General features: G+C 30.0%; 20 protein-coding genes and 1 pseudogene. 18 read left to right on the top strand and 3 right to left on the bottom strand.

Features of this window, described 5'->3' with window-relative positions:
* The first annotated feature begins 2 nt into the window (after positions 1-2).
* The 5 genes from JJE11_RS00945 to JJE11_RS00925 all read left to right on the top strand — a co-directional run bounded on the left by JJE11_RS00945 (position 3) and on the right by JJE11_RS00925 (position 4704).
* Positions 3-692 carry a response regulator transcription factor gene (locus JJE11_RS00945; protein ID WP_291632380.1) on the top strand — a complete coding sequence of 230 codons (690 nt, stop codon included), beginning with the start codon at positions 3-5 and terminating at the stop codon, positions 690-692.
* Positions 685-2142 (top strand): HAMP domain-containing sensor histidine kinase, encoded by a 1458-nt coding sequence (locus JJE11_RS00940; RefSeq protein WP_291632370.1) that lies wholly within the window; start codon positions 685-687, stop codon positions 2140-2142. Before JJE11_RS00945 ends, JJE11_RS00940 begins: the two co-directional genes overlap by 8 nt.
* Positions 2143-2296: 154 nt before the next feature.
* Complete coding sequence (locus JJE11_RS00935) at positions 2297-2578, top strand: DUF503 domain-containing protein (protein WP_291632369.1); 282 nt, start codon at positions 2297-2299, stop codon at positions 2576-2578.
* A 148-nt stretch (positions 2579-2726) separates the two neighbouring features.
* Positions 2727-3263: a hypothetical protein gene (locus JJE11_RS00930; RefSeq protein WP_291632368.1), complete on the top strand. Its 537-nt coding sequence runs from the start codon at positions 2727-2729 to the stop codon at positions 3261-3263.
* 70 nt (positions 3264-3333) lie between these two features.
* Complete coding sequence (locus JJE11_RS00925; RefSeq protein ID WP_291632367.1) at positions 3334-4704, top strand: MATE family efflux transporter; 1371 nt, start codon at positions 3334-3336, stop codon at positions 4702-4704.
* A gap of 73 nt (positions 4705-4777) precedes the next feature.
* On the opposite strand, the gene JJE11_RS00920 is transcribed toward JJE11_RS00925, so the two are convergent.
* Entirely contained in the window at positions 4778-5071 is a 294-nt protein-coding gene (locus JJE11_RS00920; protein ID WP_291632366.1) for a hypothetical protein, read from the bottom strand.
* A gap of 166 nt (positions 5072-5237) precedes the next feature.
* Between JJE11_RS00920 and murI the strand changes: the two genes are divergently transcribed.
* The 7 genes and pseudogenes from murI to JJE11_RS00885 all read left to right on the top strand — a co-directional run bounded on the left by murI (position 5238) and on the right by JJE11_RS00885 (position 11187).
* The gene (gene murI, locus JJE11_RS00915) at positions 5238-6047 is read left to right on the top strand and encodes a glutamate racemase (protein WP_291632365.1); all 810 of its coding nucleotides are present in this window, start codon (positions 5238-5240) and stop codon (positions 6045-6047) included.
* A gap of 211 nt (positions 6048-6258) precedes the next feature.
* Positions 6259-6699 (top strand): hypothetical protein, encoded by a 441-nt coding sequence (locus tag JJE11_RS00910; RefSeq protein ID WP_291632364.1) that lies wholly within the window; start codon positions 6259-6261, stop codon positions 6697-6699.
* 144 nt (positions 6700-6843) lie between these two features.
* Positions 6844-7359 carry a peptidylprolyl isomerase gene (locus JJE11_RS00905; protein ID WP_291632363.1) on the top strand — a complete coding sequence of 172 codons (516 nt, stop codon included), beginning with the start codon at positions 6844-6846 and terminating at the stop codon, positions 7357-7359.
* Positions 7360-7416: 57 nt separating this feature from the next.
* A complete protein-coding gene (locus tag JJE11_RS00900) occupies positions 7417-7794 on the top strand; it encodes a DUF3783 domain-containing protein (protein WP_291632362.1) in 378 nt (125 codons plus the stop codon).
* A 173-nt stretch (positions 7795-7967) separates the two neighbouring features.
* Positions 7968-8633 carry a helix-turn-helix domain-containing protein gene (locus JJE11_RS00895; protein ID WP_291632361.1) on the top strand — a complete coding sequence of 222 codons (666 nt, stop codon included), beginning with the start codon at positions 7968-7970 and terminating at the stop codon, positions 8631-8633.
* Positions 8634-8690: 57 nt separating this feature from the next.
* Positions 8691-10489: pseudogene (locus tag JJE11_RS00890) on the top strand (heme NO-binding domain-containing protein).
* A gap of 38 nt (positions 10490-10527) precedes the next feature.
* Positions 10528-11187 carry a phosphatase PAP2 family protein gene (locus JJE11_RS00885; RefSeq protein ID WP_291632360.1) on the top strand — a complete coding sequence of 220 codons (660 nt, stop codon included), beginning with the start codon at positions 10528-10530 and terminating at the stop codon, positions 11185-11187.
* A gap of 72 nt (positions 11188-11259) precedes the next feature.
* Here JJE11_RS00885 and JJE11_RS00880 read toward each other — a convergent pair whose 3' ends face one another.
* Positions 11260-12198 (bottom strand): radical SAM protein, encoded by a 939-nt coding sequence (locus tag JJE11_RS00880; protein WP_291632359.1) that lies wholly within the window; start codon positions 12196-12198, stop codon positions 11260-11262.
* Positions 12199-12266: 68 nt separating this feature from the next.
* Positions 12267-13340 carry a transporter gene (locus tag JJE11_RS00875; protein ID WP_291632358.1) on the bottom strand — a complete coding sequence of 358 codons (1074 nt, stop codon included), beginning with the start codon at positions 13338-13340 and terminating at the stop codon, positions 12267-12269.
* 242 nt (positions 13341-13582) lie between these two features.
* Here JJE11_RS00875 and JJE11_RS00870 point away from each other — a divergent pair, with 242 nt between their 5' ends.
* The 6 genes from JJE11_RS00870 to JJE11_RS00845 all read left to right on the top strand — a co-directional run bounded on the left by JJE11_RS00870 (position 13583) and on the right by JJE11_RS00845 (position 20015).
* Entirely contained in the window at positions 13583-14674 is a 1092-nt protein-coding gene (locus JJE11_RS00870) for a hypothetical protein (protein WP_291632357.1), read from the top strand.
* A 94-nt stretch (positions 14675-14768) separates the two neighbouring features.
* Complete coding sequence (locus JJE11_RS00865; protein ID WP_291632356.1) at positions 14769-15728, top strand: TIGR01212 family radical SAM protein; 960 nt, start codon at positions 14769-14771, stop codon at positions 15726-15728.
* Positions 15729-15891: 163 nt separating this feature from the next.
* Complete coding sequence (gene ugpC / locus JJE11_RS00860) at positions 15892-17001, top strand: sn-glycerol-3-phosphate ABC transporter ATP-binding protein UgpC (protein WP_291632355.1); 1110 nt, start codon at positions 15892-15894, stop codon at positions 16999-17001.
* A gap of 13 nt (positions 17002-17014) precedes the next feature.
* Positions 17015-17962 carry a helix-turn-helix domain-containing protein gene (locus JJE11_RS00855; protein ID WP_291632354.1) on the top strand — a complete coding sequence of 316 codons (948 nt, stop codon included), beginning with the start codon at positions 17015-17017 and terminating at the stop codon, positions 17960-17962.
* 537 nt (positions 17963-18499) lie between these two features.
* Positions 18500-19009 carry a sigma-70 family RNA polymerase sigma factor gene (locus tag JJE11_RS00850; RefSeq protein WP_291632353.1) on the top strand — a complete coding sequence of 170 codons (510 nt, stop codon included), beginning with the start codon at positions 18500-18502 and terminating at the stop codon, positions 19007-19009.
* Positions 18996-20015, top strand: a complete 1020-nt coding sequence (locus JJE11_RS00845; protein WP_291632352.1) for an anti sigma factor C-terminal domain-containing protein — start codon at positions 18996-18998, stop codon at positions 20013-20015. The genes JJE11_RS00850 and JJE11_RS00845 overlap by 14 nt, the downstream gene beginning before the upstream one ends.
* Positions 20016-20187: the final 172 nt, after the last annotated feature.

Below are 20187 nucleotides of genomic sequence, written 5' to 3'. Positions count from 1 at the left end.
TAATTAATATTTTAATAGTAGAAGATGAACAGGATATTAGAGAACTTCTAGAAATTCATTTATCAAAAGCAGGATATAAGATTTTTACAGCAGAAGATGGCATGCAAGCTATAGATATATTTGAGAATAAAGATATTGACATTGCACTACTTGATGTTATGATTCCGAAAATTGATGGGTTTAAGGTTCTGAAAAAGATTAGAGAAACTAGTGAAATACCGGTAATTTTTATAACTGCAAGAGAAGAAGAGTCAGATAAAATCTTTGGACTCGAACTGGGTGCAGATGATTATGTAATAAAACCGTTTAGTCCTATTGAAATAGTTGCGCGAGTTAAGGCTCAATTGCGGCGGTATTATAAATATTCTAATAAAACTCATAAAACCGGAATAATAATTGGAGAGTTAATGCTCGACAAGGAAAGTTGTAGTATTTGTAAGAACAATATAGAACTGGCTTTAAACCCAAAGGAATTTAGGCTACTTGAGTTTATAATAGAGAACCCAGGAACCGTATACACCAAAAAGCAGCTATATGAAATAGTCTGGCAAAATCCATATTATGGAGACTCAAATACTATAATGGTACATATAAGTCATATTAGAGAAAAAATTGAAGATGATCCTAAGAATCCTAAATATTTAAAAACTATAAGAGGTATAGGATATAAAATGGAGAAGAACCATGATTAAGAGAGATAGACTAAAGAAAATAGCGGCATACTTTAAAAGTAAGAAAGTGGAAACTCAATTATTTATAAATTATATTTTATTTTTGATTATTTTAATTGCAATATTTATACTAACCATGGTAGCTTTGTTTTTTTATCTTTCTATTAATTCATCGGATTCCCTAGCGGATAATACTGCAGCAGAATTTATTATAAAACAAAATTATAAGGATATTAAAGTATCAAATTTTATAAAGTATAAGGGTTACGTTGAAGTGCTTGATAAAAACTTAGTTATTGTTATGGAAAACGGCAGTGAACACAAAGTAGGTTTTAAATATCCACAAAAATATTATAATGATATGATTACAAATAATTTAAAGGATGGTTATTTTTATACTAGTAAATACGGGGAGAAGAAAGACTTTATTTTAATCACGGCCATGCCCAACAGTATTTTTGACACCTATATCTGGGGACTTGAACATAAAGAACAATTAGAAGAAGCCAGTAAAACTAAAAAGAGCGGGCCCACTTTTTTAGAAGTATTTCCTTATGTAATATTGGTATTTTTGCTATCTACAATGGTACTTTATTCTAAACTTACATCAAGAATTTTTGTTAAGCCGTTGAAAAAACTCTTGAAAGGCGTTAATACTATAAAAAATGGCGAATATTCAGCCCGGGTTGAGATTAATTCTTTAAATGAAATAGGCCAGCTAAAGGATGCTTTTAATCTGATGGCAGAAAAAATACAACAAGAAAAGTTACTAAAGAAAAAAGCTGAACATAACAGGAAAAGAATGATTCTTGATATATCTCATGATTTAAAAAATCCCTTAACGAGTATATTGGGTTATTCAGAATTTCTACTAGAAAATGAGGACATTTTACCAGAAGATAAAAACAAGTTGTTAAAAGTTATTAACAATAATAGTAGACGAGCAAATGACTTAATTCAAGATCTTTTTGAATATTCTCGTGTTGAAAGTACTGAATATAAATTAGATTTAGGTAATCATGATATAGGTGAGTTTTTAAGAGAACTTATTGCAGGATATGTTCCAATTATGGAGCAAAAGGGTGTTCAATATGAATTTGATATTACTGAAGATGAAGTGGAAGTTTTATTTGATAGAAAAAATTTAGATAGGGCCATAAGTAACATTATACTAAATAGTATTAAATATAATAGTTCAGGGATTACCATTAGTATCAAACTTTTAATAGCTGACGGTAATGCTTTAATTATTATTGAAGATGATGGAATAGGAATATCTAAAGAATTTGAAGGAGATATTTTCGAGCCTTTCGTTCGCGTAGATGCTACAAGAAATTCTAAAACTGGGGGTACGGGACTAGGACTTGCAATATCAAAATCGATAATTGAAAAGCATGGAGGAAATATAAATTTAGTGCAGGATACAGATAAAGGTTGCAAATTTATAATTGAATTAAAGGTGAAATTATAGGGGAGATAATTAAATTGCTAGTTTTGTGAAAAGTATATAAGTTCGACTTTCTTGTATAAAATTTCACAGTGCATTAACTAATATTTGAATGCTTTTGGGGTATAATTAAAATAGAAAGTAATTTAGTGATATAATAAATAGAAGGGATAAGAGTATGATTATAGGTACAGGTAAAATATATTTATATGCAAATTGGGTTCATTCGTTAAAAGAAAAAAGAATGATACTAAGAAGTACTATTGCTAAGGTGAAAAACAAGTTTAATGTTTCTATAGCTGAGGTTGAAAATCAAGATTTACATCAATCTATTGTGATTGGCATTGCCTGCGTTAGCAATGATTCAAGACATGCCAATAGTACGATACAAAATGTACTGAATTTTATAGAGGATAACACCGAAGCCATTGTGGAAAAAGTAGAGATGGAAATGTTGTAAATTTTATTTTATTGAAAGGATTTTAGGTTTATATGTAGAAATATTATTATAGAAGAATTTTAACAAAGTTGTTATTACACAACCAAGAGTGGTGATTATACCATTAGGAGTGGGGATTAACTGACGTGATATTGAAGGGAGTAATAAAATGTTACAAAGGATCAAAGTAAATTTAGAAGCGGTAGAAGCAATGCTTTATTTTTGGCAGGCTGCCAGTGAAAAAGAAAATATAGCTGAAAAATTTTTTTATGATGTAGCTGATATGCAGGCTTTATCATGTGCTTATGATGAAGAATTTAATGGCGAATCAGTGAGAAGAGCCTTAAGTGCAATAAAGAATAGAGAACCTTTTGTTGGGAATAAGAAGGAGCTAAAATTCTGGAACAACAATATGTGGATGATGGAAGATTTTGAATATACAAACGCAATGGTTCAACCTTTAAAAAAACTTAACTTAAGTAACTTGGTAGGGAAGCTTGCAGAGGTTGCAGGTACTAATAAACATGATGAAATAGAGGTCCTATTCGCGCCTCTGCATTCAGATGAGTATATAATTATTGGAAATAAATTAGTAATTAATTTCTTTAGAGTAAAACCTGATTTTGTAGAGGATAAAATTTTTATAGGCGAGAAAGAGCTTAACGAATACATAGAAGAAAAGTTAAATGAATTAATAAATAAATAAGATATAAAATAACCAACATAGGATTCAATATAGTGTTGGTTATTTTGTATCAAATCAAGGAGTCGATTATTTGGATAGGTCAAAGCAATTAGGGGAAGAAAATATAGGTAAGCTACTTATAAAGTTCTCTGTTCCAGCCATTATAGGAATGCTCGTCAATGGGTTATATAACGTTGTTGATAAAATATTCATAGGACAAGGCATAGGCAAACTTGCACTATCAGGAGTGGCAGCTACATTTCCTATTGCAATTATGATTATGGCATTTGCGATGCTAGTAGGAATTGGAAGCGCAGCGCTTATATCTATAAAGCTTGGACAACAAAATAAAGAAGAAGCAGAACATATTTTAGGTAATGCATTTACTCTCATTATTATAATTTCAATTATAGTAACTATTTTAGGACTTATATTTTTAGAACCCATGTTACTAAAAATTGGAGCGAGCGAAGATACATTGCCATATGCCAAGGAGTACATGACTATAATACTTATAGGCTCAATATTTCAAAACGTAGGTTTTGGAATGAATAACACTATACGCTCAGAAGGAAATCCACGAATAGCCATGTTTACCATGTTAATTGGCGGAATATTAAATACAATTTTAGATCCAATTTTTATTTTTGTTTTTCATATGGGAACTAGGGGAGCGGCTATTGCCACTATTATTTCTCAGGCTATAAGTATGGTATGGGTATTATCGTATTTCTTTGGTGGGAATAGTGTGCTGAAAATACGTTATAAAAATTTAAAGCTAGATGTTAAAGTTATAGAAAGTATTTTTGCTATAGGTATGTCACCATTTTCCATGCAGATTGCTGCAAGTATAGTAACTATTATTTCAAATAAAAGTTTACTTAAATATGGTGGAGACTTGGCACTGGGAGCCATGGGAGTTATTATGAGTGTGGTGATGCTGGTGTTAATGCCTACCTTTGGAATAAACCAAGGTTGTCAACCAATCATTGGATACAATTATGGAGCCCAAAAATACGAACGTGTAAAGCGTGCTCTAAAACTCGCAATACTCGCAGCTACAGCTATTACCACAACTGGATTTATAATCATACAGTTATTTCCGAAACAAATTATAAGTTTATTTAATAAGGACCCAGAACTAATAGCAATAGGAAGCCATGGTATTAGAATATATCTATTTATGTTACCTATAATAGGATTTCAAATAGTTTGTTCGAACTACTTTCAAGCTATAGGTAAAGCTAAAATATCAATATTTTTAGGGCTAAGTAGACAAGTAATACTCCTTATACCATTACTGTTTATTCTGCCAAGGGTCTTTGACTTAGGCTTAGATGGTGTGTGGATGTCAGCACCTACCTCAGATGCATTGGCTTCAATTATAACAGCTATATTCATTTTTGTAGAAATTAAGCGTCTTAATAAATTACATGATGAAGATAAAGACGTAATTATATAAATATAAAAATAAAAAATAGTGATAATTGTATCACTATTTTTTATATTGTGGGATAGCATAAAGTCTATATCTTTTATTTTTTATTAATTTTATTTAGTTGTTTTTCAAGATCTTTTATGCGGGTTTCTATTTTCTTTAAAGCAGTGCAATAATCTAATAGTGAGTCATCAATATAATTAGTTGTTTTGAAAATTGAGTACAATTCCTTTCCTAAATCACGATAAAGATCTTCCATACTATTTTCCTGCGAATGAATTTTATATTTAAGTTTGGATAATCCAATAAAACTTTCGGATTTGGTTGATATAACTTCTAAACCATTATTTATTGAATCTTTAATTTTGTATAAATTAGGTGCTGAGGGCATAACATTTCCTCCTTTTATGTTATAATTTAAATTAAATGGATAGACTTATTAATATATTATTTAATGTAATGTATATATGTGACTAGAAAACAATACTGTTTCAATATATGCCTTTCTTCTTATGAATTATATGTAGGCGTGTTAATTTTAATATGGTGGTGATTATATGAATAATAAAGAAAAACCAATAGGATTTTTTGACTCAGGAGTGGGTGGAATAAGTGTGCTAAAGGAATCTTTAAAAGTTCTGCCTAATGAAGATTTTGTGTACTTCGGAGATTCGAGAAATGCGCCCTATGGAACTAAAAATGTAAATGAAGTTAGGGAATTAACTTTTAAAGCAGTAGATTTTCTTTTGGATAAAGGGGCAAAAGTAGTAGTAATTGCTTGCAATACCGCTACTAGTGCAGCTATAGATGCGCTTCGAGAAAAATATACAGACATATCTATAATTGGTATAGAGCCTGCACTAAAGCCTGCTGTAAAAATCAGTAGAGGCAAAAGTATAATTATTATGGCTACTCCGATGACACTCGCTGAAAAGAAGTTTAGTAATTTAATGGAGAAGTACAATAAAGAGGTGGATATAATATCTCTTCCTTGTCCGGGGCTCGTTGAACTCATAGAACATGGAATTATAGAGGGAGAGCAAATCGAAAGATACCTAAAAGGAAAGCTTAAGGAGTTTATGCATTTAGAAGTAGCATCTATAGTTCTTGGATGCACTCACTATCCATTTATAAAAAACGAATTAGTTAAAATCGTTGGGGAAAAAACTATTATAATTGATGGAAGTGTAGGTACAGTTAATCAACTTAAAAGGCAGCTTATTGACAATAACCTATTAAATTCAAAGAAAACAAAGGGAATTGTAACTATATATAATTCTGCTACTTGTGGTAGCCCTGCTATAAGTAGCAGTTCTTCTATTAATAATAATTTAATAGATTTAAGTTACAAATTATTAAAAACATAAACATATTTTAACCTTAATTATAGCCACATGTAAAAACAGTCTGAAACTAGTTTAGTAGTTTCAGACTGTTTTGTTTATTTTATAGGTATTTACATTTAAAACGATAAAATAACAAAGTTTGTATAACTAATTTTAAATTAATTATAGCAATATCATGACTAGGTGAATAAACTAGATTAGGTATTAAAAACAACAGAAATAAGGTGATGAAATGAGAGTATTTAAATTTAAAAATAATAATGAACATCACGTAGGTCATGATATATTTAGCATGAAAATTGAAGAAACAAAAAAAATAAATTGTATAATAATCAATAATCCAGTGCAAAGCAATTATTTATGTGTGATAAATCATTTAGTATGTAAATTCGAAGAAAATAAAAATATTGCACATTTAATTATTGCAAGTGAGGATAAACACTTAAAAGATATAAGTATATTTGGTGGTTTAAATGTTGGTTATGAATATGATAAAGAAGAGATTGATGAGAACTTAGAAATAGATATGGTTAATATTGATAAAAATCGAGAAGTAGACATGCTAGAGGAACATTTTTTAATAATACTTCCAGGTGGAAATATTCATATAAGATTGGACGAACCTCAAGAAAAAATGATTTTGAAAATAAGCCTAGGGCAGCAAGTTATTTAGTTTGTTACAAACTATAGTATCTAAAAAAATAACTAGAGTAAGACTAGTTATTTTTTTAGATATGATTTATTTATAAAAATTAGTAAATAATATAAAATGTGATATAATTTATAATGAATATATAATAAAAGGAGAGATAAATATATGAATCCAATAGTAACGATTAATATGGAAAATGGAAAAGTTATAAAGGCGGAATTGTATCCAGATGTGGCGCCTAACACAGTGAAAAATTTTATTAGTCTTATAAACAAAGGCTTTTATAATGGAATTGTTTTTCATAGAGTAATTCCAGGATTTATGATTCAAGGTGGATGTCCTGAAGGAACAGGCGTAGGTGGACCTGGATATTCAATAAAGGGAGAGTTTTCTTCTAATAAATTTAAAAACGATTTAAAGCATTCAACGGGCGTTTTATCAATGGCTAGATCTAATGATTCAAATTCAGCAGGAAGTCAGTTCTTTCTTATGGTAGCTGATTCTCCTCATTTAGATGGAAGCTATGCAGGCTTTGGAAAAGTAACTGAGGGCATGGAACATGCTTTAGATATGGCTAAAGTAGATAGAGATTTTAGAGATAAACCAAAGCAGGAGCAAAAGATAAAAAGTATGACGGTTGATTGTTTTGGTATTGAGTACGGTGAACCAGAAAAAATGTAATAAAAGTAATAATTAAATTCTGAAAAACGTTAAATTGTATATAAGGGGGAAGATAGTATGGAGCTTATTAATGAAAAGCTGATCCTTACATATGGACTAACTGAGGAAGAAGAAAAAAAACTTAATAGTTTACTATCAAGACAAAATATACAACCTTGCAAAACAATTAGCAAAAACATGGGAAATGTTACAATTAAAGAAATATTGAGCAACATAGAAGTTAAAGAAAGTAACATTGAATTACCCCAGGAAAAATTACTTTTATTTAATAATTATAAGGATAAGCAGCTATATGATCTAATTGATAGTATAAGAGGGATTAAAAGCAGTGATACTATATTAGCTGCAGTTACGCCAACATCTATAAATTGGACGGTTAGGTATCTCCTGCAACATCTAATTTCTGAGCGAGAAGCTTATAGAAAAACGGAATAGGGCAAATAAAATATAAATCTTCTGCAATAAAGCAGGAGATTTATATTTTATATTATAGTTATTACAAAATCACAAATAAAAGGTTTTTATATAGACTGGAAATAGTGTTAAAATATAGTTAAAGCTTTAAGAATATTTTAGAAGTAATTATTCAATTGGAAGGGTGGAGAATTATGAGCAGAGTAGGAGATAGGATTAAACAAGTAAGAGAATCAAAAGCAATAAGTCAAAAACAATTAGGTAAAAAAATTGGAGTTTCTGAAGGCTTTATTAATGAAGTTGAGATGGGCAAAAAGATTATAGATGAGAAGTTTTTAGAGAAGATCTCTAAAATATTAGGGGAAGAAATTGAAGATACATCTGTATCATTTCAAGCTGCTGAAAATGTAGAAGAAAGAAATCCAAAACTTGAAAGACCTAGCTCATTAAAAGTAAACGAGGTTTGGAATGATGCTTTTGGCTCAGTTTTAAAAGATGTTTCTATTTATAAATATGATTTAGCTAAAGCTATAGGTATAAAACAAATGCCTATAATATCAAATAAAGTAGAAGGATATGCTCAAGATAAAGTATTATATATAGAAATAGAGAATGATGATATGCTTGGGTTTAGAATTTGTAGTGGAGATATTGCATTTGCTCATTTGACACATGAAATAGAAAATAATGCGATTTCGCTAGTGGATTACAATGGAGAAAGAGTTTTAAGACAAATAAAAAAATTGGATAGTAACAAAGTATTATTAATTAGCAATAGAATTTCATTAAGAACTGATACAGTGGGTCATAATGACATTAAAGTAATTGCAAAACTAGATAGAGTAGAATTTAAGGTGTAATTCGGATTCGAAGGTGTAATTTAGAAAACAATAGAAAAAATGGGGGGAATTAATATTATGAAAGGAACGGTAGTAGCTACTTGGATGAAAACTTGTAGAAAGCTTTATGGTGATAATGTAGTTAGTGATGCGATGGAATCGGTGGGATGGAGTTCTCGTAAAATATTTTCACCCATCGAGAATGTGGATGATGGACAAGTTAAAAATGTAATAGTCAACATATCAAAGACACAAAACATATCCATTGAAAAATTGTGGAGAAGTATAGGAAAAGATAATTTAACAGCTTTTCATAGAGACTTTCCAGCATTTTTGAGACTGAAAATGTATATTCATTTTTAAAATCGCTATTTGATATACACGTTGTAATGACAAAGAAGTTTGAAGGAGCCAAACCACCGCTAGTAGGTATAAAGCCTATTTCTAGTCGCGAGGCTGTGTTTACTTATAATTCTAAGAGAGCAATGTTTGATTATTTTCTAGGGCTTTTAGATGGGACTTGTGAGTATTTTAATGAGAAAATCCAAATTCAGCAAATAGAGAAAACTTCAGATAGTCTCAGTTTAAAACTTACATTTGAGAAGGACATTTATTATAAAAAAACATATAAAATTAATAAAATGCTATCTTTAGGTTTTATTAAGAATATACCTGCAAAGGTAGGAGTATTTACTTTTATTATATCTTTACTTGGATCGATTGCAATAATAGGAACAGATGATATTATAAAAGCATTAGGAATTGCGGTGCTTTCTGGAGCTGCATCATTCATTGTGGCTTTTATAATGGGAAGACCTATGGCACTAATTTCACAAACTATAGACCAAATTAACAGTAATAATTATGTTGAAGATGGAGACATAGTTACAGGAGATGAGTACGAAGCGATATACAAAAAAATTAAAGAATATAAAAAAGTATTTAGAGCAGACTTTGTTGGATTTAAAGGCGTAACTGATGAGATGGATACTTTTGCTGAAAATATTAATGTAATTTCTCATACAATGAACAATACTTCTGAAGACATATCAGGGGTCGTTGAGCAAATGGCTAGTTGCTCGGTTAGTCAAGCTGAGAATACTGAAAATGCTGTTTTAATTTTAAATGATAACATTAGATCTCTTAAGGATATTGTTAAAAATGAAAATGATAATAAGGATGAATTAGAAAAAGCTATAGAAAAGATCAATAATAGTTATGAGAGTGTTGATAGTACAAGTAAAAATATACTTGGAACTTTAGAGAAATTTCAAGAAGTAAAGGATAACGGTATTAGCTTAGAAACAAAGGCGCGTGACATCACAAATATAGTATCAATTGTTTCACAAATCTCGGAGCAAACAAATCTACTTGCCTTAAACGCATCCATAGAGGCTGCCCGTGCAGGTGAGCAAGGAAGGGGATTTGCTGTAGTTGCTGATGAGGTCAGAAAGCTGGCAGAACAGTCAAAGGGTGCCGCAGAAGAAATTAATAACAATTTAATCGAATTTGTTAAGGACATAAATACACTTGTTGATAAAATTGGTGACCAGTATGATATTCTGCAAAATGAAACTAAAGGTCTAGAAGAAGTAAGAGATATAAGTTACGAAGCTACAATGTCTGTTAGAACAGTTTCTACGTCAATGATAAATACTATAAATGATTTGGATAGAGAGGCAAAATCCATTGCAAACATATATGAAACAATAGAGTCTCTAGCTGCGATTGCGGAAGAAAATTCTGCATCTTCAGAAGAGGTAAGTGCAAGTGTTGGAAGTTATACTAATGAAATAAAGAAATTTATTGATAGTATATACGAATTTAAAAAGATAACGAGCTCCTTTAGAGAAGAACTGAAAAAATATAAGATATAATATATAGATTTTATTAAGGAATCTTGGGAGGGAGTAAAATGGAACAATTACAAAAGAAGGTCGTGACATACGAATGGAAGGATATTATTCTTCGCGGAATACTAGGATTAAGTATCCCATTAATAAGTATGACCTATCCAATGTTAAATCAATATAGAGGGAATTCTAACTCTGTATTTACATTTGTGGACAAATTCATACCTTTTAATAAATATTTTATATTGCCTTATGTATCTTGGTACATATTTATTGCAGTTTTTTCTGCTATTTTATGTGTATTAGATAAAAAAAGGTATTTTAAACTACTTATAAGTGTAAATGTAGGCATGATAATATGTTATATAATATATTATTTTTATCCAACATATGTTCCAAGGCCCATGATAACAGGAACTGATTTCTTTAGCAATTTGGTTTTGAATTTATATGCGGCTGATAATCCCTATAATTGTTTTCCCAGTATTCATGTTTTAAATTCTGCGGTAATAACTTTGTATATTTATGAATCAGAAAAGGTTTATAAATTGACTAAAGTGATTTGTGTTATTGTTGCTACTTTCATAATTTTATCTACCATGTTTATAAAACAACATTATTTTGCTGATGTGGTTGCGGGCATAATATTTGCTTTTGTACTACATTTTTCTTTTAAAAATCTAAATTTTGATAAAGATCAAAACGCTACTTATATAGAATGATTATATCTTAAAAAATTCCTACGATTAATTCATAGGAATTTTTTATTGCTATAGAATTATTAATTTGCATATTTATACTCCGCTTAGATCAAAGTCAGGTACGAAAACCTTAGAGGAAGTCCCATTTTCTTGAATAAAGCAATTGGTGATACCTAGCTTTAAACAGTAATTAATTAAAGCATCGTAATGATCAGGGTTTAAAGGTTTGCTTATTTCAGGATAATTAACGGCCACTTGCATCGGAGTATATTGATTCATTAAGCTAATATATACTGAATTATTAAATGTAGTATAAATAAAATCTACTACTTTTTTAGAGTCAAATAATAAGCCGGGTAGCATTAGATGCCTAATTATGACTCCCTTTTGAATTATACCATCAGCATCGAATTTAACTTCTCCTACTTGGGAAACCATTTCGGTAATAACTTCGCTAGCAGAAGTGAAGTAATTAGGAGCTTTTGAATATTTAAGTGCATATTTATCTTTATAATATTTTAAGTCTGGTAAATAAACATCAATAAAGCCTCGAAGAGCTTTAATGGTATCTATATTTTCATATCCATTTGAATTATAGAGAACAGGAATATTAAGTCCTTTACTTTTGGCAAGTATTAAAGCATCTATTATTTGGGGAACATAGTGAGTAGGTGTAACTAAATTTATATTATTAGCTCCTCTTTCCTGCTGCTCTAAAAATATTTCACTAAGGCGGTTTATAGATACTATTTTGCCATTACCGTCATGGCTTATTTTATAATTTTGACAAAATACACATTTTATATTGCAATTGGAAAAAAATATAGTGCCAGAGCCTAGTATACCTGAGATACAGGGTTCCTCCCAAGTGTGCATGCTGACTTTAGCTATTTTTACATCTTTAGATGCTCTGCAAAAGCCTAATTCGCCAGCTAATCTATTTACATAACATTTCCTGGGACATAAATTGCATTTTTGTAGCATTTTTAAAGAAAATGAATCATTAAATTCAGTTGTACCATTATTAATCATCTTTATCTCCTTGTTTTGTAAATTTAATCCTTAGTATATAAAAATTGTACAGTTGGATATATATAATGTCAATTCTGATTTTTAGAAGTTTTTCTATAGTATATAATACACTGAATCAAGAAAATAAGACTTATTGCACCGAACCCAGGATAAAGGATTTTGATTAAATTTCTAAAGCCGATTTGAGAAATAGGCAAAGCTATAACAAGTATTAATAACACAGCTCTTTTATAAGGAATATTAAACTTTTTCTCCAGAGTTTTTCCGACACTATATATATCAGAAACTTCGGTTGAAAACATTTCACACCAAATTACACAAAGTAGAAGAATTTGAAGTAACGTACCAAAACGGTGTGTTATGTACATAAGGGGAATTTCGTACTTGAAAATTTGAGGTATGTTAAGTAGCAGCATTATATTTACCAAATAGCATAATATGGTTAGAACTAATGCTCCGAGTATAACCCCTGGAATCAGGATGCGTTTACGTTTTATTTCGGAACTTAGTGGGACTAACACACCACTACAGCAGAGCATATTAAAACCAGCATAGAGTAAGGCTGAAATAAACCATTGAGCGGGTAGAATATTATTTTTATAAGAGGGAATTTGTTTTATATAGGACGCACTTACCATATCTTTGTAAAACATCAGGTATAAAACGAATATAGTTATAATAATTGTAGTAAGACATGGGACAATAAAGGAGTTTATGGTTATTAATCCTTTGGTACCCTTAAGAAGTGTATACAAAGAAATAATAGACATAAGTAAGATTCCTATCCATTTTGAAACGCCAAAATATTGATGAAGAAGTGCGCCACTTCCAGCTAGAATTATGGCTGCGCCACTAATTAAGAAAAAACTTGTAAAAATATCTGTGATTACGCCGAAAAAACCTGGACTTACAAGAGTTATAAGCTCTGTATAAGAACTTAACTTATGTTTTACACTAATAGAAATGATAATTGAACTGATTACAATATAGATTAATCCGCATATAAGGATTCCAAAGAAGCTCATATATCCATAAGTGCTAAAAAATTGAGTTATTTCCTGGCCGGAAGCAAGACCAGCACCGACTATGGTACCGACAAACACAGCTGCAGTCTGAAATATTGGGCCAATTATTTTTTTCAAAGTATCTCCTCCATAAAATTATTAAATTAAGGGTATATTAAATTAGATGCTTGTATTCATAAATATATGTGTATTGTTTTAAGATTAAATAATAATTTTAATATTAATTAATGATTTTATAAATTAAAAAATTATTTATAGGGAAACTATAATTATCAAAATGAATTTAAATTTTCGAATCTTAAGTGTAGAAGTAATTATAATTTCCATTATTTAATTAATATTAAGAGGGAGTGAAAATATTGAAAAAAATTATAAATTATTTATTAATAGTATTATGTATTTTGTTTTTAATAGGATGTTCAAAAAAAGAAGAAGAAGAAGAAGAAAAACCAAAAGTTAATGCTTTTGAAATTAAAATGGCAGCTAATGTAGTTGAGAGCTATATGAATTTTATATCGAAGGAAAATTATGAAAATAGTAAAAAATTATATACTAAGGAATTGCTTATGAAAGTTTCTGATATGCCAATTAGTGATATGAAGATAAAAGGTTATAAAGTTACAGAAAGTAATGAAGTTGGTAGAAGTGGGATTTTCAAGGTTAGAGTTACAAGAACATCAATGATTAGCTCGCAGTCTTGTCTTGATGAATACTCCATTAAAGTTGTTAAAGATGGGGCCGAATATAAAATAAGCGAAGTTAATAGTACGCCACAAAAGGAAGCCTTTGTTGAAGGAATAGGTATTAGATATCGAGACAAAAAGGATGTAAAGACCAACTTAATTATTGATAAATCGGGTCTTCCTAAATATGTATATTCAAAAGACGACGGTGCGCAGTTGTATAAAGTAGTGGTACCACTAAAAGAATTTAGTTCAATAAATTTCAGCTATCAAGGAGAAAAGATTGCAGTTAGTACCTATAACAAAAATTCTTTTATTAGTGTTGTAAATATTGATGAGGCTCTAGCAGTTCAGGGAGATACTGGAGGTACATCTAATCAATCTTCATCAAGTGGAGGTTCTGGCGGTTCTGGTGAAATGGCTAAGGAGAAGCCAATTGGAAAGGACCTAATCCAAATAGATTTATTACTAGACTCCAAAGTGGAGTTTATGACTTTCTCTTTAGATGAAAAATTTCTACTTGTACAATATATTAAGGAAAACATGGGCAAATATATTAGGGTTTATATAGTAAAAAATGGGGAAATGATTCCCGTTAATTTTGAAAAAGATTATCCAATGGAAAAAGTTCAAATAGTATTTTCTTCTTTTGGTGAGAATACTATGAATTATGAAGTAATACCCAAATCAAATGTTAATAATTCAGAAACAGATATTATTGGTAAATGGAAATTGGATTTAAAGAGTTTTACTGTAGATAAATTATAATTAGTTCACTCTTGAAGAGACTATAAGGTATAATTAACAGAGGGCTTACATCTTTAATAAAAAAACTAGTCCATGGGGCTAGTTTTTTTATTGAATGTCCCTTACAGAAAGAAAGGATGAGAGAATAGTGCAGAAAACATGGAATGATAAAAGATATCACAGTTTAAATTATTTTTTAAGAGGCAAGTTCAGTGATAAGGTTTTTAAGATTGCTTTAGACGCTGGATTTTCTTGTCCGAATAGAGATGGAACTATTAACAGTTCTGGATGTCTATTTTGTAGTGAAAGGGGTTCTGGAGATTTTGCTGGTAATAGGAAATTTTCTATTACAAGGCAATTTGAAGATATAAAAGAAATGATGAGTAAAAAGTGGAAAACAGGAAAATATATTGCTTATTTTCAGGCTTACACTAATACTTATGCGTCAATAGAAATATTAAGGGATAAATATGAAGAGGCGATATCACAGGAGGGCGTAGTTGGACTTGCTATAGCTACAAGGCCTGATTGTTTAGATGATGCAGTATTAGACCTTATAGAGGAATACTCTAATAGAGTATTCACTTGGGTAGAACTAGGGCTTCAAACATCTAATGATGAGAGTGCAAATATTATTAATAGAGGATATAAGTTATTGAGATTTGAAGAAGCACTGAAAAATCTTAATAAAAGAAATATAGAGGTGGTTGTGCATACTATTTTTGGACTTCCTGGAGAAAATAAGGAGGACATGTTAAAAACAATAGACTATGTAGCGCATAGTAATATAAAGGGCATAAAAATGCATTTGCTTCATCTTATGGAAAATACACCAATGGTGGAGCTATATAAAAAAGGAAAGCTTGTGTTTTTAGAGCAAGATGATTATATAGATATTATTTGCACAGCAATTACGATGCTTCCACCTAATATGGTTATTCATAGATTAACGGGTGATGCGCCAAGGGATTTACTAATAGGTCCTATGTGGAGTTTAAAAAAATGGGAAGTGTTAAATGGTATAGATAATAAATTAAAGGAATTAGATTTATATCAAGGTAAAAAATTTATATAACTGGAAAAAATAATATTTAAGTTTTAAAACAGAACATTTGTGTCTTTCTACAAATTAGCTTTACGACTTTTGGGGGTTTTGCGAATAGATAAATATGATTTAAAGGATTACAATATAAGTATATTAAAGATAATTCAAAATGTACATGTAGGAGGAATATATTATGTCAAATTTATCATTAAGACACTTATTCAAGGTTTACCCTGGAAATGTAACAGCTGTTAAGGATTTTAATCTTGAGATAGAAGACAAAGAATTTATAGTTTTTGTAGGCCCTTCAGGGTGCGGTAAATCAACAACTTTAAGAATGATAGCAGGTCTTGAAGAAATATCAAAAGGTGAAATATATATTGGAGATAAACTAGTAAACGATATGGCACCTAAGGATAGGGATATAGCTATGGTTTTTCAGAACTACGCATTGTATCCTCATATGACTGTATATGATAACATGGCATTTGGATTAAAACTAAGAAAGATGCCAAAAGATCAAATAAAACAAAAGGTTACGGATGTAGCTAAAGTACTTGATATAGAGCATTTGCTAGATAGAAAGCCAAAGGCACTATCAGGTGGACAAAGACAAAGAGTTGCACTTGGAAGAGCTATAGTAAGAAATCCAAAGGTATTTTTAAAGGACGAGCCTTTATCAAATTTGGATGCTAAACTAAGGGTTCAAATGAGAACAGAAATAGCAAAACTGCATCATAAACTTCAAACAACTTTTATATATGTAACTCACGATCAGACAGAAGCTATGACTATGGGAACAAGAATAGTTGTAATGAAAGATGGACTCGCGCAACAAGTGGATACTCCTCATAACATATATGAGCACCCAGTTAATATGTTTGTTGCTGGATTTATAGGAAGTCCTCAAATGAATTTTATGGAAGCTGTGGTACTCGAGAAAAATGGTGAAGTCATGCTTTCATTTGATAATGAAACTATAATATTACCAAAGGATAAAGCTGAAATTGCAAGAGAAAAATCTTATATAGGTAAAACTGTTGTAATGGGTATTAGACCAGAAGATATTGATGATGGTATTGACTTTCTTGAAAAAAATAAAAATTCAATAATAGAAGCTCAAGTTGAGGTTGCGGAGCTTATGGGTGCGGAGACTAATATTTATATGACAAAGGGAAATACAAATATTGTAGCTAGAGTTAATGGGTCGTCTATTGCTAGAGTTGGAGATAAAATTAAAATTGCACTAGATACAGATAAAATTCATATGTTCGATAAAGAAACTGAAAACACAATAATATAGGGGGAAATTGAGTATGTACAATTTTACTGAATTCTTGAAGGATTTAAGTCATTCTTCAAACATACCATTTAATGTAGTTACAGAAGATGGTATTGCATTATATATTAGCGACTTAGATATTGAAAATTCACATATTACTAACTTCACTATTATGCTTGGGCGTGTTAAAGGCATAATAAGTTTGGAAAAGCAGTATGAAAATTGTACATCCTTACTTGGATATATTATCGAAAATAAATACACCCAGCATTTTTTAACTAAAGAGCAAGCGGTTCTTGATATTTTACAAAATAGAGAGATTTCTATTGATAATATTAATTTGAATTTACCTTTTCTTAAAAATGGATGTTATATCTTATTGATAAGTGTAGATGGAAGTAAGTATGAATCTCTTAACATCATAAAACAAATATATGACAATGAGCCAGTTGTAAGCTTAATTTATAATGATAGTATTATTGTAATTGGGGACTTTGTTGAAATAGAAGAACATACAGAAAGTATAAAGGAATCTATATCATCAGATTTATATTGTAAGTGTTATATAAGTTATGCAGATAGAACCTATGATATAAAAGGACTTAAGAAAGCTTATAATGATGCTGTGCAGTGCATGGAGCTTGGGAAAAAATTTGATATGAAAGATCATATATTTAATTATAATAAGATGTTATTCGAGAAAATTGTATACAATGTAGATAATAAAATTAAGCAGGAACTATTATACATGTTAAAAGACAAATTCGATTCTCTCGATAGTGAAATGATAGTAACTATTGAGCAATTTGTAAAATGTGGTCTTAATATCAGTGATGCTGCAAGGAAACTATATGTTCATAGGAATACTCTAATTTATAGATTGGATAAGATTAAGAAAGAAACAAATTTTGATATTAGGGAATTTAAAGATGCCTCCGTGTTTCTCATAGGCTTTTTAATATGGAAGGAAAATAAGGAATAAAGTATCTCTTATAGTATCTATTATTGTGATTAAATAGCTTTTTTCATAGAGGATGCTATAACTAAAAGTATATATTGCTGGAATGCTTTCACGTCGATAAGGAATTCTAAAATTTATTTTATTATCAGTTGCTAAAAAATGCAAACTCGCTTTAGCTCAAACATGCATTTTTATTTACGCATCTGAAAATAAAATAAATTAAGAATTGCTAAGGCTTGTTCAAATGCATTCTACGCAATATATACTTTTGTTAGCGTCCTCTAAAAAAAAAGAGCTTATTTCATCAGCTATATAGCAGTATTTATTATTACAGTTATGGCAAATATGTTTAAATTTACTTAAATTAAAACTGTTCATAAGTTTGCCTCTTTCGTAATGGACGACACAAGTAGTAAACCCATATCAATTAAGATGTGGTTTTTTTTAACATACGCTATATAAAACTTATTGCCTTTGTGAAAAAAATTATATAAGTTTGTATACATTTCCATATTCTGATAGTCTTATGTATGAGTGGCTTTAGTGGGGGAGGTTGAAATGAATTACGATATTATTATGCAATTATATATAAGCCAAGCTAGCATTATTTATAAATATCTCATAAAGCTTGGATGCTCAAAGTACGAATCAGAGGATATTGTACAAGAGTCATTTACTAGGGCTATGGAACACATGGATGGTGTAAAAGTAGAAAAACTTCGTTCTTGGCTATTTACTGTAGCCATTAATATTTTCAGAACCTTTAAAAAAAGAAATAATAGATTAAGCTTTTCTTTAGACACGGAGGAGTATTGCAATAATTTCTTTAGTGAGAATGACGTTGAAACCACGGTACTAACAGATGAAAAAGGTATATATGTTAAACAAGTATTAGAGCGTTTAAAACAGCAATATAAGACTTTACTTGTTATGAAATACCAGGCGGATTTAAGCTATAAACAAATTTCTATACTACTTGGCATGCCTGAAAATACAGTTAGAACTTATCTTTATAGGGCTAGAGACGAATTCAAGGAAAGGTGGAATGAGATTTATGAAAGACGATAACATGGAAAACATGGATTTTTTACTTGATGATAAAAAACTAAAAAAAGCATATAAAAAGTCGAAACTTAAGAGCACCATTAGAACAATTGTGATAGTAATTCTAGTGGTGATACCCTTATATGCGATGTTTATCAAGGTTAATTTTAGAGTTACTAATAAAATACGAACTGAATATTATGCGCAGGTGGAAAAAGTGCTTGAAATTACAGAACCCAATACTTATATTAGTAAGGCAAATGATACTATCGGTTTTCTTGGTGCAAGTGGTCAATATACTGTCTCTAAAAGAATTGGAAGCTGGAAATCTATAGAGCTATATGATAGAAATAGCCATTATGCTTTATTTGATATTAAAGCCTTTAATCAGTCTATCATGACTTCAAGTAATTCAGGTGGGCATAAAGCCGGTGAGTGGCCAGTTAATTTTAATAGTTCAGGTAACTTAAGAATGATGGCCTTTCACCCAGCTATTAAGTACAAGGAGTATAAAAACGATATAGCCCTACTTAATAAAGTAAGTTCTGATTCACTACTTGAGATGACGATATCTTTAGATAAGAAATATAAAGTTAGTGATATTTCAAGTGTTTTACCGAAAGTCCAAATATCAGAGCTATTAATCGATGGTTATACGGATGAGGAAATGAAAAAATATAAAAAAGAAGCCTCAGAATATGATGGAAAAGCCGCATTTATTCCGGAATTCAATTTTATTGGATTAAAGGTATCTAGCAGGTTTGCATTTGATTCAACTAGTGATGCAACAGACAATTACAATAAATTTTTAGATAATCTCCAGTTTGATTTTAAAGATACTTATTATAAAAATAAATTTAGTAATATCTATTCAACCCTTAAGGCAAAGGATCAATTAGATGTAAATAAATTAGATATCATAGGTGTAGTTATTAATGGTAGCCCTGAAGAACTTCAGAGTTTAAAGTCAAATCCACATATAAAGGCATCAAGTGTGGGTATTATAACTAAAGATATCATTTTTAAATAATTTTATACTCCAACAAAAATGCTCCCCTTTCTAGTAACAGATTTTTATTACTTAATCTATTTACATTAAGGGGAGTAAATTACAATGCAGAAATCATCTTTTATAATCATCTTCAAGAGACCATTTCGTGTCCCTAATTGAAACTCGTAATATATTATCTTGGTTAAATGAG

It is taken from the genome of Clostridium sp., assembly GCF_016650095.1.
Lineage (GTDB): Bacteria > Bacillota > Clostridia > Clostridiales > Clostridiaceae > Clostridium_AD.
The sequence above is the reverse complement of the archived record's forward strand: the minus strand, read 5'-3'. Positions and strand labels throughout refer to the sequence as shown.